At 36.5% G+C, this 14,805-nt stretch carries 11 protein-coding genes and 1 pseudogene; 10 read left to right on the forward strand and 2 right to left on the reverse strand.

Features of this window, described 5'->3' with window-relative positions; genetic code table 11:
* Positions 1-201 precede the first annotated feature (201 nt).
* Positions 202-1,338, reverse strand: a complete 1,137-nt coding sequence (locus tag ACN6MX_RS00380) for a 2-methylaconitate cis-trans isomerase PrpF family protein (protein WP_419960725.1) — start codon at positions 1,336-1,338, stop codon at positions 202-204.
* A 116-nt stretch (positions 1,339-1,454) separates the two neighbouring features.
* On the opposite strand from ACN6MX_RS00380, the gene ACN6MX_RS00385 reads away from it, so the two are divergent.
* A complete protein-coding gene (locus ACN6MX_RS00385; RefSeq protein ID WP_419960726.1) occupies positions 1,455-2,315 on the forward strand; it encodes a LysR family transcriptional regulator in 861 nt (286 codons plus the stop codon).
* A gap of 146 nt (positions 2,316-2,461) precedes the next feature.
* Positions 2,462-3,778: a CitMHS family transporter gene (locus ACN6MX_RS00390; protein WP_419960727.1), complete on the forward strand. Its 1,317-nt coding sequence runs from the start codon at positions 2,462-2,464 to the stop codon at positions 3,776-3,778.
* Between the two features lie 12 nt (positions 3,779-3,790).
* Here ACN6MX_RS00390 and yyaC read toward each other — a convergent pair whose 3' ends face one another.
* The gene (gene yyaC, locus ACN6MX_RS00395) at positions 3,791-4,369 is read right to left on the reverse strand and encodes a spore protease YyaC (protein WP_419960728.1); all 579 of its coding nucleotides are present in this window, start codon (positions 4,367-4,369) and stop codon (positions 3,791-3,793) included.
* A gap of 72 nt (positions 4,370-4,441) precedes the next feature.
* On the opposite strand from yyaC, the gene ACN6MX_RS00400 reads away from it, so the two are divergent.
* The 8 genes and pseudogenes from ACN6MX_RS00400 (at position 4,442) to ACN6MX_RS00435 (ending at position 14,280) form a co-directional block, all read left to right on the forward strand.
* Positions 4,442-5,569 carry an MFS transporter gene (locus ACN6MX_RS00400; protein WP_419960729.1) on the forward strand — a complete coding sequence of 376 codons (1,128 nt, stop codon included), beginning with the start codon at positions 4,442-4,444 and terminating at the stop codon, positions 5,567-5,569.
* A gap of 116 nt (positions 5,570-5,685) precedes the next feature.
* Positions 5,686-6,096 (forward strand): annotated as a pseudogene (locus tag ACN6MX_RS00405) (amino acid ABC transporter permease); the annotation flags it as partial.
* 291 nt (positions 6,097-6,387) lie between these two features.
* Entirely contained in the window at positions 6,388-6,765 is a 378-nt protein-coding gene (locus tag ACN6MX_RS00410) for a PH domain-containing protein (RefSeq protein WP_419960730.1), read from the forward strand.
* A gap of 15 nt (positions 6,766-6,780) precedes the next feature.
* Positions 6,781-7,377: a histidine phosphatase family protein gene (locus ACN6MX_RS00415; RefSeq protein ID WP_419960731.1), complete on the forward strand. Its 597-nt coding sequence runs from the start codon at positions 6,781-6,783 to the stop codon at positions 7,375-7,377.
* 192 nt (positions 7,378-7,569) lie between these two features.
* On the forward strand, positions 7,570-9,357 hold the full coding sequence (locus ACN6MX_RS00420; protein WP_419962514.1) for a LytS/YhcK type 5TM receptor domain-containing protein: 1,788 nt from the start codon (positions 7,570-7,572) through the stop codon (positions 9,355-9,357).
* Positions 9,329-10,066: a LytR/AlgR family response regulator transcription factor gene (locus ACN6MX_RS00425; RefSeq protein WP_419960732.1), complete on the forward strand. Its 738-nt coding sequence runs from the start codon at positions 9,329-9,331 to the stop codon at positions 10,064-10,066. Before ACN6MX_RS00420 ends, ACN6MX_RS00425 begins: the two co-directional genes overlap by 29 nt.
* Positions 10,067-10,205: 139 nt before the next feature.
* Positions 10,206-12,008 (forward strand): carbon starvation protein CstA, encoded by a 1,803-nt coding sequence (cstA, locus tag ACN6MX_RS00430; protein ID WP_419960733.1) that lies wholly within the window; start codon positions 10,206-10,208, stop codon positions 12,006-12,008.
* A gap of 913 nt (positions 12,009-12,921) precedes the next feature.
* Entirely contained in the window at positions 12,922-14,280 is a 1,359-nt protein-coding gene (locus tag ACN6MX_RS00435; protein ID WP_419959370.1) for an IS110 family transposase, read from the forward strand.
* Positions 14,281-14,805: the final 525 nt, after the last annotated feature.

The raw sequence follows: 14,805 nt of genomic DNA on the forward strand, positions 1-14,805 counted from the left end.
TTGCGGTAATTATAAGTAACAACCAATAGGAAAATGGTACGGAAAATAGTTATCTATTCTAACATGAAAATAGCCCATACCAGAGTTAACTAATCGGATGGACTTGGGCTATTAACTTAAATTAATTATGGGCAATGAAATAGTCACCAACGAGAAGTTAAAGCCAGCCTTACTTTATGGAAACCTGGCTTTTATTAGATTTTACATACTCATTTCTAATGGAACGCTTGAATAGGATTTCTTTGTAAATGCGTAACCTTCCATTATTCTGCGAGCGGTACGAATAACTGTAATACTTTCAATCTTACCAAAACTAACTACTAGTTTTGTTTGCATAATTCCAGCGGGATGACCTAGGCGTATTATTTCTTTTCTTAAACCTACTATATCTTTTAGAATAGTTTGTTGTGAATAAATAGCAGCCGACGTACAAATAGCACCTGTAATTGCTAATGCACCATGAGGTTTTTGCATGGACATCATTCGGATAAGAAGATCCATTTGGTTAGCTTTTTGTAAGTTGCCAGACATATCTTTATAATCTGTAGGAGCTGCAACAACAGTCATTTTCGGAACTGCAGGGGATTTTAAAGTCGCTTCTTCTCTTGAGCAAAATCCGCAAAGCTCTGCTGCAATGCTTCGGATTTCTTCTAGCATAGTAAGTTGCTCTTCTGTATATTCATTCGGAAGTTCGGTACCAGATAAGCCGATATCTTGCGCGTGTAAAAACACTAATGGATTGGCAAAATCTACAATGGATATCGGTAGTTCCTTTCCGCGCCAAATGATCGTATCAATCGGAGAACCGGTTGGATATAGCTTGGAGGTAACTGCACCTTCTGCATTTCTAAAAGACAAATAAATAGGAGATCCTGTACCAGGAACACCTGGAATTTCAACAGATCCCTCTGTTTTTACTTGACCGTTTTGTACTTCTACTTCAGAAATAATACATTTATTCGTATTTGTATTGAAAATTGTGACACGAGTCAGAGGGGAGTGAGCAGCAACTAAACCCTGTTCAATAGCAAATGGTGCAACAGCTGATGAGATATTCCCACAGTTTCCTTTAAAATCAACGGTTTGTTGAGTGATACTTACTTGAGCAAAAGTATATTCCACGTCAATTCCGGGAATAGTTGATCTTTTAATGATAGCGACCTTGCTTGTTAGTGAATTTGCGCCACCTAAACCATCAATTTGCTTTTGATCAGGACTCCCCATTAAGTCCAATAAAAACGGTTGCCATTGCTCGCGACTCGTTGGCATATGCTCCTCTAAAATAAATATTCCTTTGCTTGTTCCTCCGCGCATAATTGTAACTGGAATCTTCATCAATTTTCACACCCCCGATGTTTTTGTATATTTCCATCCTATGGGAGTATATGTTATAAGTAAAATAGATAAATTTTTAAATATTTTGAAAAAAATTTTTATAAAGGGAATGATTTCTGATGGATGAGAAAGATTGGATTTCTTTAATAGTTATTAGTGAAGAGAAAAACTTAAGTAATGCGGCTAAGAAATTATACTTATCTCAGCCCGCTCTTACGTATCGTATGAATAATATCGAAGAACGTTTTGGAGTGAAAATTTTTTACAAAATTAGGGGAGGGATAGAGTTTACAACAGAAGGGATTTACCTCATTAAATATGCCGGGGAAATGATGAAGCGTCTTAAGCAAGTTCAAGATGAAGTGCTTAATGTGAATGGAGAATTACGTGGCGTATTGAATATTGGTGCATCTAGTAATTTTGCTCAATATAAGTTACCTCGAATACTTAAGAGATTTTCCGAATACTATCCGAGCATTCAGTTTAAAGTTCATACTGGATGGAGTAAACATATAATGGATTTGTTAAATACATCTAGTGTTCATGTTGGTATAATGCGAGGTAATTACGCTTGGCATGGGGTTAAAACATTATTACATAAAGAAAGATTATGTTTGATATCTAAAAGAGAAGTTGATTTTGCGGAAATTCCTACTTTACCTTTTATTCAGTATAAAACTGACTCATCATTGAAGGAATTGATTGACGTTTGGTGGCATGATCATTTTCAAGATCCGCCTAATGTAACAATGGAAACAGATCGCCAAGAAACATGTAAGGAAATGGTGAAAAATGATTTAGGGATTTCGATTCTACCTGAAATTTGTTTAAGAGAATCAGATGAATTGTTCCGTTATGAATTATATTATCGAGATAAGGAACCAGTTATTCGAGATACATGGGTACTGCATAAAGAGGAGGTTATGAACTTAAAAATTGTTAAAGTATTTATCGAGTTTCTTCAAATTTATGAGGAATAAATTAGATTATAAGTTATTTTTAAGTTAAATCTAAAAAAATATATATTTTACTTATAAATATAAATATATTAACCTTGTGAAATAGTTTCAGTTGGAAAATTCTAATTTTTCATAATGTAAGCGATTTCTATTTAAGGGGTGGGTATATGTTAACGTTTTTAGGTTTATCTATGGTGATTGTATTTACATTGCTAATTATGACAAAAAGGTTATCACCAATAACTGCACTTGCTATTGTACCAATTGTATTTGCTATAATCGGAGGATTTTATAAAGATTTAGGTACGATGATGTTAGATGGGTTAAAGGTTGTAGCACCTTCTGCAGCGTTATTACTATTTGCTATATTATTTTTCGGTGTATTAATCGATGCAGGATTGTTTGATCCTTTAATTAAAAAAATGCTTAAAATCGTACAAGGGGATCCCTTGAAAATTGTGATCGGAACTGCTTTAATTTCTATGCTAGTTGCCCTTGATGGAGATGGAACAACCACACATATGATTACTATTTCAGCAATGTTACCATTGTTTTTACGCTTAGGCATGAACCCACTTATTCTAGGTACTGTTTCCATGTTGTCTGTAAGTGTATTGAGTGGGATGACTCCTTGGGGAGGACCTGCTACTAGAGCTATTGCTTCTCTTGGGCTAGATGCTAACGAATTCTTCATACCCATTTTACCAACGCTATTGGGTGGTATGCTAAGTATTGTAGGTATAGCTTTTATACTCGGAAGAAAAGAAAGAAAAAGATTAGGTGTTGTTGTACTTAATGAGAAAGAACAAAAGAGTTGGGGTATGCCAGAGTTGGCATTGTCAATGGAAAGTACAGATCACTTGAAGAGACCGCACTTAACATGGTTAAACTTAATTTTAACTATTGCAGTAATGGGTATTTTAGTATTAGGTCTACTGCCAGCTCCTATTTTATTTATGATAGGATTTATGGTCGCATTATTGATTAATTATCCCAACTTGGATTTGCAAAAGGAACGTTTAGACGCACATGCAAGTAATGCATTAACTGTTGTAACATTGGTATTTGCTGCTGGAATTTTCACAGGAATCTTCTCCGGTACTAAGATGGTAGATGCGATTGCCATGTCTTTAGTAAGTATTATTCCTGATTCTGTAGGATCATTTTTTCCATTAGTAGTTGCTATTACAAGTTTGCCATTTACTTTTGTTTTATCAAATGATGCTTATTATTTTGGAGTACTTCCTATTTTAGCGGAAGCAGCATCAGCTTATGGTGTAAGTCCACTTGAAATTGCAAGAGCTTCTGTTTTAGGGCAACCTGTTCATTTTTTAAGTCCTTTAGTTGCATCGACTTTATTATTAGTGGGCATGTTAAAAGTGGATTTAGGGGATTTTCAACGCTATGCTTTTAAATGGGCATTTCTTTGTTCCAGTATTTTAATAATAGTAGCACTACTGACAGGAGCAATTACGATATTTTAAAAAACAGTCCTCTTAGATATTTTGCCTAAGAGGACTGTTCAACTGGGACCAGGTTATTAATAAATGTGCCGTTGCACGTGACATATTCATGACATGGAATAAGCGTGTATCATTCAGAAAATGTGCTGGATAGGTAGGAACTGATGTATTTACAAATCCTTTTATATGCATATCGCCAACAAGTGGCAGCTCATTGCCTAATGCAAGTCCTGGATGAATTGGGCCATCATTCAGTTGAATATATCCTACTTTTGTCGGTTCTCCTAAACTAGCATCAATACTGATGATAAATGGATCTGCATAGTTTTTAATAATTTTATTTATGGTGTCCTCTAGATTAAATGCGTTGACAGGATTTTGTAAAGTACCATACACTTTATATGGAAAGTTATTTTCAATTAAGAAAGTACCGACTAAAGGACCGAAACCGTCCGAAATGTTTTTATCTGATCCAATACATAATATAACAATAGGACGCTCTAACGAAACTCCGGAAGTTGCATTTTTAAAAGTATGTGCTGCTTCATAAATAGCATTTTTTTCAATAAAATCAAGTGCCTTAAATTTAAATAAAACTTGTGGTTTTTTCATTAATTTTAAGTCCTTCCTTTTAATAAATATGCTTATTAATCGTGTTAAATAAATTTTTTGGAAGTGATACATATGAAGTTACAAGGCATTTTATTGCTTATTTTTTTGTTTCAGACAATCATTAATGCGACAAGACCAGTCATTACGTTATCGGCAGATGAGTTTGGAGCATCTATTGTCATTATAGGTATCTTAACATCATCATTCGCTTTATTACCAATGGTATTTTCGATTCATGCAGGAAAAGTTATTGATAAATTCGGAGATCGAATGCCGGTAATTTTTGGATTTATTGCAGCAATTGCCGGGATGATTGTTCCTGCACTTTTTACGACAATATGGGCGTTATTTGCAAGTCAATTATTACTAGGGCTCGCGAATATTTGTATTCCGATTGCTTTACAAAATCTGTTAGGGCATCAATCTACCGCCAAAAATAGAGATTATTTTTTTAGTATGTTTAGTCTTTGTGTTGCTTTAGGAGCCGTCATCGGACCATTGGCCGGTGGTTACCTTTCAGAGCATGTATCTTTTCAGATGGTTTATATTTTTTGTATAGTGATTGGTATTATTTCTATTGTTTTTTCATTTCAGATTCCAAAAGTTACGCAAAAACTTACAGGAACACCTACCAAACTAATAGACTCACTTAAGCTATTTGAGAATTCATTCATACGAAAAGCGTTGTTTTCAAGTGCACTTGTATTATATTCCAAAGATATTTTTGTAGCATATTTTCCGTTGCTAGGAAAACAGTTGAACTTGTCCACCTCTGCAATTGGATGGATTATAGCTTTACAAGGGCTAGCTACGATGTTTGTCCGCTTTGTATTGCCGAAGTTATTGGAAAATTATAAGAGAGATACAATCTTATTTTTGTCTATTTTAATTGCCGGAATTACTTTTCTACTTTTACCAATAAGTCAATCGGTGTTCTTAATCGCTTTGTTGGCCATTGTGATGGGCCTAGGCTTGGGCTGCGGTCAACCAATTTCGATGACAACTACATATAACGCTTCTCCACCTGGTAGGACAGGGGAAGTATTAGGGCTTCGTATAGCTACTAACCGATTTTTCCAGTTAGTGGCACCTACTTTTTTTGGTGTTATTGGCGGTTCTGTAGGAATGACGGGAATCTTCTTATTTAGTGGTGTGTTTTTAGTTGGTGGCTCGTTATTTTTTAGAAAACAAGAAGAGTAATTGAATATTTATTTTAAATGAAAAAGGTGACTTCTCGCTCAGGGTTGAAAGAGAAGTCACCTTTATTTAAGTACAGTGATGACTAAATAATATAGCTTTTACAATTTACTAAGATAATAGGAATTAACTTAAGTATTACTGTTTCTGCCATTGTGGCACTAACTGTTTTTGAGTCAGCCATGTTAGCTGAAATAGTTCGTGGCGGCTTAAATTCAATTGAGAAAGGGCAAATGGAAGCAGCTCGTTCATCAGGTTTATCGTATGTACAGGCATTAAGACTAATTATCTTACCACAAGCTCTCCGAAGAATGGTCCCAAATCTAGTTAGTCAATTTATTTCACTACTTAAAGATACATCGTTGGCGGTTGTTATAGCTCTACCAGAATTGCTTCATCACGCAAAAATTATTCAAGCACAACAGACGAGCTATGTGATTCCAATTTTTATATTAATTGCATTCATGTACTTTGTAGTCAATTATGGATTATCTTTAATAGCCAAAAGATTAGAACTTAAGTCTGTATAAACTAAAATATAGGGAATGACTCCATGAATGGTTTCATTCCTTTTTTATACGCGACCCTTTGATAGAAACATTCACGTTAATTGGAAAAATAGTGAATGTTTCTATTTTCATCTTTGTTTATGGTAGTTGTTCTGGTTTTGATTGTTTATTTCCGTATAATCTCTATTTGTCAGGTGAAACTCTCTGCAGTCTATTAATTACGAGTGAGTTATAAGTTTTATTCCAATACTAGCAGGAGATCTAGGTAAAGTTCTTGAATTAATATAAAAATGCATTTTAGGAGGAATATGGATGGGGATTTTAGATGGATTAATGGGGAATGCATCGGAGATAGAAAACGATAAAGTAGAAAGTGAATTAAAGGATTTACTTGCCCCTTCTGAAAAGGTGGAGCATGCGTATAAGCTTATACGGGATTTGATCGTTTTCACGGACAAACGATTATTACTTATCGATAAACAAGGGATGACGGGGAAAAAGGTAGAGTATCACTCAATTCCATATAAAAGTGTCGTTCACTTCGCGATTGAAACAGCAGGCACCTTCGACTTGGATGCGGAATTAAAAATTTGGTTATCCGGAAGCGCAGTTCCTATACAGAAAAAATTCAATAAATCCTTAAATATATATAAGGTTCAAAGTGTATTAGCAGAATATGTAATGAAGTAAAGAGGAGATGTACACTTGGAGCTACTTATCATTAGACACGGACAATCAGAAGCAGATTTACTATGTGTGCATGAAGGAAGGGCTGATTTTCCTTTAACTAAATTAGGGGAGCAGCAAGCAAGAGATATGGCCGCGTATGTAACGGAACACCTTCCACCTGACATTATCCTAGCAAGTCCTCTATTAAGAGCAAAAAGCACTGCCGAAACGCTACAGAAATCCGTAGGCTGCGACTTGCTCTTAGAAGATGACTTAATGGAATTTAATAATGGTGTGCTAGCGGGTCTTTCCAGAGAGGAAGCCCTTATAAAATACCCATTACCTCCAGATGGTAGACCAATTCATGTTCCTATTGAAAAAGGAGAATCGGAATTAGAGTTACGCTTCCGAGCAGAAGTAATTTTTAACAAGATCATTCTAGATTACCAAAGTTACAACCGGGTGGCGATTATCTCTCATGGAGGACTCATCTCTCAGTTCATCAAGGCGTTTCTACAGCAACCAAATACAAGTGAATATATATTTGCGACAGGTGATACGGGGATGCATCTATTAGAAATAAAAGAGAATGCAAGGGTTATTAGATTTATAAACAAACAGGAGCATCTATAAGGGATGGCAGATTTTACATTACATACAGTGATACAGATAATGGTGCACCAATGTGCGAATACAAAGAGATCAACCGATTAATAACACGGTTGATTTTTTTGTTTATGAAATTCAAAGGAGGTATTTTTTTAAAGACTTTTCAAGTATGATAAATATATTAGAATATTAAGAAAGAGGGTGAATGTAGCGATGATTTTTGTTTTAGTTGCATTAATGATAGAAAAAGTAGGCATTATCGTTATTGTTGCATTCTTACTTTCTCAATTAAAGTCATTTCGTCAGGTTATTCACACCGAGCATAATTGGATCGAAAAAGTGGTTCTCATCTTAATTTTTGGAACCTTTGGATTGATCAGTAACTATACAGGAATTGAAATTCAGAGAGGTACTATTGTTAACAGTGGTTGGCTTATGGGAATTGACCCTGATAATGCGATTGCAAACACACGAGTAATGGGAGTTGTGATTGGAGGGATATTAGGAGGCCCTATTGTTGGATTTGGCGCAGGTCTAATCGCCGGTATACATAGGTATTCTCTTGGTGGTTACACAGCATTAGCCTGTTCCTTGGCTGTTGTTGCAGCAGGTATTTTATCTGGGTATTTATCGAGAAAGAGATTAAAGCAAGATAAGAAAATAACACCTGTTTACGCTGCTAAATTAGGGATGGCGTTAGAGGCTATACAAATGCTAACTATATTAGCATTTGCAAAACCATTTGAAGAGGCTTGGGCACTCGTGCAAGTAATTGGAATTCCGATGATTTTAGTGAATGGATTAGGAATGTTTCTATTCATGTATATTATTCAGACAATCGTCCGTGATGAAGAACGTGCACGAGCAAATCAAACAAGCAAAGCTTTTTATATTGCTGATCAAACCTTACCTTTTTTCCGACAAGGATTAAATACAGATTCATGCAAAGAAATTGCAGAAATCATGTTGAAGTTAACGGATGCCGATGCAGTTGCAATAACAGATGAAGATAAAGTATTAGCGCATGTAGGGGCTGAATCAGACCATCATATTCCAGAGGGAGAACTAACAACAGGGTTAACAAAAAAGGTACTAGAAACAGGTAGAATTGCAGTAGCCAAATCTAAGGAAGAAATTTTTTGTTCACATATTAATTGCTCGTTAGAAGCAGCTATCGTGTTACCGTTGAAGATACAAAACAAAACGGCGGGCACATTAAAAATGTACTTTATCAAGCCGAGTAAGTTAGATAATATTCAGCAACAACTAGCAGAAGGACTTGCAAATCTTTTTTCTACACAACTTCAGCTAGCAGAGGCAGAAAAACAAACAAAGTTATTAAAAGATGCAGAAATAAAAGCATTACATGCGCAAATTCATCCACATTTTCTATTTAATAGTCTCCACTCTATTTCTATCTTATGTCGAACAGATGCACAAAAAGCTAGGAAGTTATTGTTGGAGCTAAGTTCATTTCTTCGAGGGAATATTCAAGGGGCTAGGCAAATGCTTATTCCATTAGAAAAGGAAATCGAAAACGTGAAGGCATATTTATCGCTAGAACAAACACGGTTTCCAGACAAGTATCTTATCGAGTTTGAAATTGAAAATGGATTAGAAAAGATATCCATTCCTCCATTTACACTACAACCGCTTGTGGAGAATGCCATTAATTATGCGTTCAAAAGTTTAGTCGGTATAGGAAAGATAAAAATTAATATTTACTCATTGAATAACAATTTGCGTATTGTTGTCTTAGATAATGGGGTAGGAATTCCTATTAAAAAGTTGGATTTATTAGGTAAACAAATCATGGTTTCAAAAAAAGGAACGGGAACAGCAATATTCAATATAAGTAAGCGATTAGCTGGAATTTATAATGGTCAAGCAAAGTTAGAAATAACGAGTGAATTGAATAGAGGCACATCTATAGCAATCTCTATCCCACTTGATAGTAAAGGAGTTTTACATCAAAATGTTGAAAGCGTATATAGTGGAAGATGAACCATTGGCAAGGGAGGAATTAAAATATCTTCTTACAGAAAGTAAACAAGTGGAGATTGTTGGTGAAGCGAATTGTCTTAAAGAGGCTATAAAGGATATATCCAAACATCGACCAGATCTTGTTTTCTTAGACATTGATTTAGATGGAGATAACGGTTTAGACTTGGCTAAAAGATTACTTCAACTCAAACCAACTCCTTCAATTGTATTTGCAACAGCATACGATGAATATGCCTTACAAGCCTTTGAACTGAATGCAATCGACTATATTTTAAAACCATTTGACGAAGAGCGTATCCGTAAAACACTGGAGAAGATTATGCAAGTTGGTAAAATTGGGAATGAAAAACGTCCCTTCACTTCTTTGACCAACAAAGTTAACTTGGGAAAAACTGCGGTCCTTGTGGATGAAAGAATAGTTTTACTAGAGAATGACTCCATCATTTATTTGGAAGCATTTGAAGGGAAGTGTAAGGTCAAAACAATGAATGAAGAATACGTTGTAAGTGATTCACTAGTTGTTATAGAGAAAAAATTGAACAATGCCCAGTTTATGCGAGTTCATCGAAGTTTTATTGTGAACATGGATCACATTGTCGAAATTCATCCTTGGTTTAATTCTACCTATAATGTGTTATTGAAAGATCAATCAAAAGTTCCTGTTAGTCGAACATATGTAAAAGATTTCAAAATGTACGTTAATTTCTAATTATTAAAATATTAAAATGTATTTCATATCCCCATTTTTGTAATTCATCCTTGAAAATTTGTAATTCAACTAGAATATGAATTTACCAATCTCAAATTTAGTATGATTACTATACTTAAGAGGATGGGGGTAAAGAAAAATGAATGCGGTTACAATTGTTATTGGCTCTATATGTATACTATTAATAGCTTATCGTTTATATGGTACGTTCATGGCTGCAAAAGTCTTGAAGTTAGACGATTCAAAACCTACTCCGGCTCATGAACTGGAGGATGGAAAAGATTATGTACCCACGAACAAATGGGTTACGTTTGGTCATCATTTTGCGGCGATTGCTGCGGCGGGACCGTTAGTTGGCCCGATATTGGCAGCGCAATTTGGTTATTTACCAGGATTGCTTTGGCTTCTAATTGGGGCGGTAATTGGTGGAGCAGTTCATGACATGGTTGTGCTCTTTGCTTCCATGCGTCAAGATGGAAAATCTCTATCAGAAATTGCAAAAAAAGAGCTCGGTCCTGTGGCTGGATTCTGTACAGGGCTAGCAATGCTATTTATCATTACAATCACTATGGCTGGTCTTTCATTAGTTGTGCTAAGTGCTTTAGAGAGAAACCCATGGGGAACATTTGCTGTAGGAATTACGATTCCGATTGCAATGGGTGTTGGGTTATATCATAAAAAAACTGGAAACTTAAAAGGTGCTACGATTGTTGGTTTTGGACTTATTATGGCGGCTATCATTTGGGGTCCAAATATCCAAGGGACGGCATTAGGTGATTTCTTAACATTAGAAAAAAGTACAATCGCACTAGCGTTACCTATCTACGCATTTTTTGCTGCAGCATTACCAGTTTGGTTATTACTCGCGCCTCGCGATTATTTAAGTACTTTTATGAAAATTGGTGTATTTGCAGCCTTAATCATTGGGGTATTCTATGTAAATCCTGCAGTTCAATTCCCTGCGTTTACGGAATTTATCAATGGAGGCGGTCCAATTATTGCTGGACCAGTTTGGCCATTTATTTCTATCACCATTGCATGTGGTGCAATCTCCGGATTCCATGCATTCGTTGGTTCGGGGACAACTCCGAAAATGATCAATCGTTGGAGCGATATTAAAGGAGTTGCTTTTGGTGCAATGCTTGTGGAGTGCTTAGTTGCAATTATGGCTTTAATTGCTGCTGTTTCTTTAATGCCAGGAGATTATTTTGCCATTAATTCCACACCAGAGAAATTTGCAACATTAGGATTGGAAACAGTTCATTTAGACAGGCTTAGTGAAGAAATTGGGATGGATCTCGAAGGAAGAACGGGTGGAGCTGTAACACTCGCTGTAGGAATGACGTATATCTTTACTGAGATTCCAATATTTGATAAATTGGCATCGTATTTCTTCCAGTTTGTTATTCTATTTGAAGCAGTCTTTATCCTAACAGCCATTGACTCGGGCACACGAGTTGCTCGTTATCTCATCCAAGACTTCGGTGGAACGTTCTTTAAACCATTAAAACGAAATTCAATTGGAGCAATTATTTTTGCAAGTGCGTTAGCCTGTTTTATGTGGGGATACTTACTGTATTCCGGTGATATAAGCTCTGTCTGGGCATTGTTTGGGGTATCCAATCAGTTGATGGCTTCTATTGGCTTAATCATTGGGACTACGATTGTATTGAAAATTGCTGAAAAACGATGGTATATATTAACTTGTCTGATTCCGCTAGCTTATCTATATGTAACTGTAAATGTAGCGGGATACTGGATGGTGAAAAATGTATACTGGAATTCAGCAAGTCCTGGTTTCAACTTCTTAAATGGGACGCTTTCCGTTATCATGCTAATTCTAGGTTTCATTATTCTCGTTACTTCTATACGTAAGTGGATGGAACTTTGGAAACTACCGCAAGATGTTCTTGTAGAACGTGCGGCAAAAGGAACTATTTAATAAGAAAAACCAGGCAAAAGACGCCCGGTCCTTTAAGGTCAAAACCTGTTTCTATCGTTTGGAAGAGCTTTGGACAGACGTTTGGCTATATGATTACAGAGTGGATTTTTAGTGATATTGGTTGTGACATCCGTCACAACCAATATCACTTTTCTTCGGTAATCTTATGGCGTTTGTCCCGCATTAACGGGCAGTAGAAAACTGCCCGTAAAAGCCCGAATGGTTCAACTAACAATCAGTGGGGATGAAGCCCCACTGATTGAAGTTTTACTTTTTCTGTCCGTCGCCCTCCTACAAATCTTGGAAACAGGTAAGTACATTTTTGGATAACTAGAGAAAAGCTAATTTCCTATTTATAGAGGAAGCTCTCGAAGATGCAATTTCTCTTCTTTATTTCCACTAATATAAATAACAATCTACTTTTTTTTTCCTTCCTTACAAAATAGAATCCTTAATTCAACAAACGGTTTTATCACAATATTAACTTTGACTACTATTCATCCAAGCGATAGGAATGCAATATCTTACAATTGAGTACTACTCACTTCATTGATTGTAGTGAAAGGTGGCGACTCCGGCAGGATTAGTGAGACAGATGAAACATCATATCGACGCGCAAGCGACGGTGATGGTTCATCGCTCACCCTGCGGAGGCCAACAGGATGTTAGTCACGAAGGCATTGCCACATGAGGTGGCGCACTTAGCCTTCATTCCTTTGTCCCACCTGAAACGGAAATCAGGGGTATTTATCATTCTTTCAAGTACCATGAACCCAGTGCTCATAATACATTTTTATATACTTTCTGGTGTGTGAAATAATGAGTTTCGAAACAAAAAAGCCCCAGTGACTATGTTAGGATTGATACTTAACCAAGTAATTCAATCACCCACCCTAGAAGGAGGACATAATCAATGAGACTACTTAATGGTAAACAAGGTTTAAGAAGAAGTCAATTCGCAAAAGAACTTAGAGGTACCGATTTAGAAAAAGTATTGCTTGTTCCGATTGATGTTTCAAAGGTTTTGCAGAAAGCGATGATACTGAATTATTTTGGCGATGTGATTCACATCCCATTTTCATTCATGGTCAGCCAGACTGGCATGCAACTCCTTATTAAAGAGATCGAGGAGGCCAAACAGACTTGTCAAGCTGAACAGGTATTTGTGGGCATCGAAGCGACTGGCCATTACTACGAAGACATCGTACGTATTTTAACAGATGCGGGTTATTCTGTTCATATCATTAACCCATCTTCTACACATGAAGAACGGAAACAACATCTTACGTACACAAAAACGGATGACATCGATTTGTATCTGATTGCCGAGGCATTGGTGGGCAATAAAGCGACCAACTCCAAACTGCCTTCAGGCATGTACAAAGAACTTCAAAATCTTACACGCGCAAGAAGAAGTGAAATTAATAAGCGCTCTCGTATCAAAATGGAAATTCGGGTCGTCCATGATCATATCTGGCGTGAATACCAAGGAATCAGCGTGCTCGTTGATAAGAAAGTCAAAACGAAAACAATCTTTAGTGATTTTTGGGGAAAAGCCAGTCTTCATCTGTTAACCCATTATCCACACGCTTCTCAAATTCTTGAACTGGGAGAGGATGGATTACAGGAATTGTCCAAAAAACATAACCTAAAAATCCGCAAAACAACGATGGACAAGCTTCTCTTCGCAGCCAATGAAAGTGTCTCCAAGCCATTAGACCAGCTTTCAAGCGAGTTATTTCTCTTGAAAAAAAAGCTGAAAGCGTATGAATGGGCTACCCAAACAATTAAAGAGTACGAGGAGGAAATTGAACGTATATTCGTTCAAACCGATGGAATCTTTCTCCTGACCGTGCCGGGCATAGGACTTGTAACAGCTGCCGAAATCTACTGTGAAATGGGAGACCTTTCTCATTACACGAATGCCGGTCAGCTGATTAAAAAAGCTGGTACTAACCCTGTCATAAAACAATCGGGACCGGGAGGCGGGTATTTTGGACGTATATCCAAACAAGGAAATGCCAACCTGCGTAGGGCTATCTATACCGCCGGACGATGCCTTGCCAGACACAATGAGGCCCTGAAGCCTTTTTGTATCCGTTTAAAGGAAAAAGGCAAAAAGGCTGGAAAAATTAATATCGCGATGGGGAACAAGTTTATTAAAATTGCCTTTGCCATGTTAAAAAATCAGAAACCGTTTGAATGGGATGACCCAGAATTCAAATATGAACAGGAAATCTCTAAAAAATTAACACTACCTTTAGCTGCTTAAAGCAAACATAAACAGGTACCCTTCTTTTGGTTCGAGTGGAGATCGAATCAAACTTTCATGAGGCCGAGACCTCGCAGATAAGCCTTATCCCACTCGTTCTGTAAATGCGAATCAGTACGTTAAATTCTAAATTTGAACGCAATGCCAGAATGCATCCATGCAGTACAAGAAAAACGAGTGAATGCCCATTTCTGAATCAAAAAAAGGGTACCTGTTATATAAACAACTTGGTTAATTACTACTTGTAAAAAAAAGGATTTTTTGCGGTAGGCGTGTTTGAGTTACTCTAAAACTGGAAAAAAGTATTTGACATTGTACGCTTATCTTTGAACAAAAGACCAAGCGCCAATGTCTGCTCCGTCAAGCGCTGGAAGAATACTTTAAAGGTGCTTTGCCATTATTCGCTTGTCTAAAGCGACTCAAGCGGGCTAGGCGCTATGGAGATTCAATTGTAGAAAGTTATCCACATGCCAAAGATTTTATAATTTCCTAAAGAATAAAAAAGCTACTCAATTCTTTAATATA

It is taken from the genome of Psychrobacillus sp. BM2 (assembly GCF_048572895.1).
In the GTDB taxonomy this organism is placed as follows: domain Bacteria; phylum Bacillota; class Bacilli; order Bacillales_A; family Planococcaceae; genus Psychrobacillus.

What these genes read in the sequence shown, in the direction of transcription:
- ACN6MX_RS00435 (WP_419959370.1), top strand. Translation starts at nt 12,922, where the DNA reads ATGAGACTACTTAATGGTAAACAAGGTTTAAGAAGAAGTCAATTCGCA.
- ACN6MX_RS00385 (WP_419960726.1), top strand. Translation starts at nt 1,455, where the DNA reads ATGGATGAGAAAGATTGGATTTCTTTAATAGTTATTAGTGAAGAGAAA.
- cstA (WP_419960733.1), top strand. Translation starts at nt 10,206, where the DNA reads ATGAATGCGGTTACAATTGTTATTGGCTCTATATGTATACTATTAATA.
- yyaC (WP_419960728.1), bottom strand. Translation starts at nt 4,369, where the DNA reads ATGAAAAAACCACAAGTTTTATTTAAATTTAAGGCACTTGATTTTATT.
- ACN6MX_RS00390 (WP_419960727.1), top strand. Translation starts at nt 2,462, where the DNA reads ATGTTAACGTTTTTAGGTTTATCTATGGTGATTGTATTTACATTGCTA.
- ACN6MX_RS00410 (WP_419960730.1), top strand. Translation starts at nt 6,388, where the DNA reads ATGGGGATTTTAGATGGATTAATGGGGAATGCATCGGAGATAGAAAAC.
- ACN6MX_RS00400 (WP_419960729.1), top strand. Translation starts at nt 4,442, where the DNA reads ATGAAGTTACAAGGCATTTTATTGCTTATTTTTTTGTTTCAGACAATC.
- ACN6MX_RS00425 (WP_419960732.1), top strand. Translation starts at nt 9,329, where the DNA reads ATGTTGAAAGCGTATATAGTGGAAGATGAACCATTGGCAAGGGAGGAA.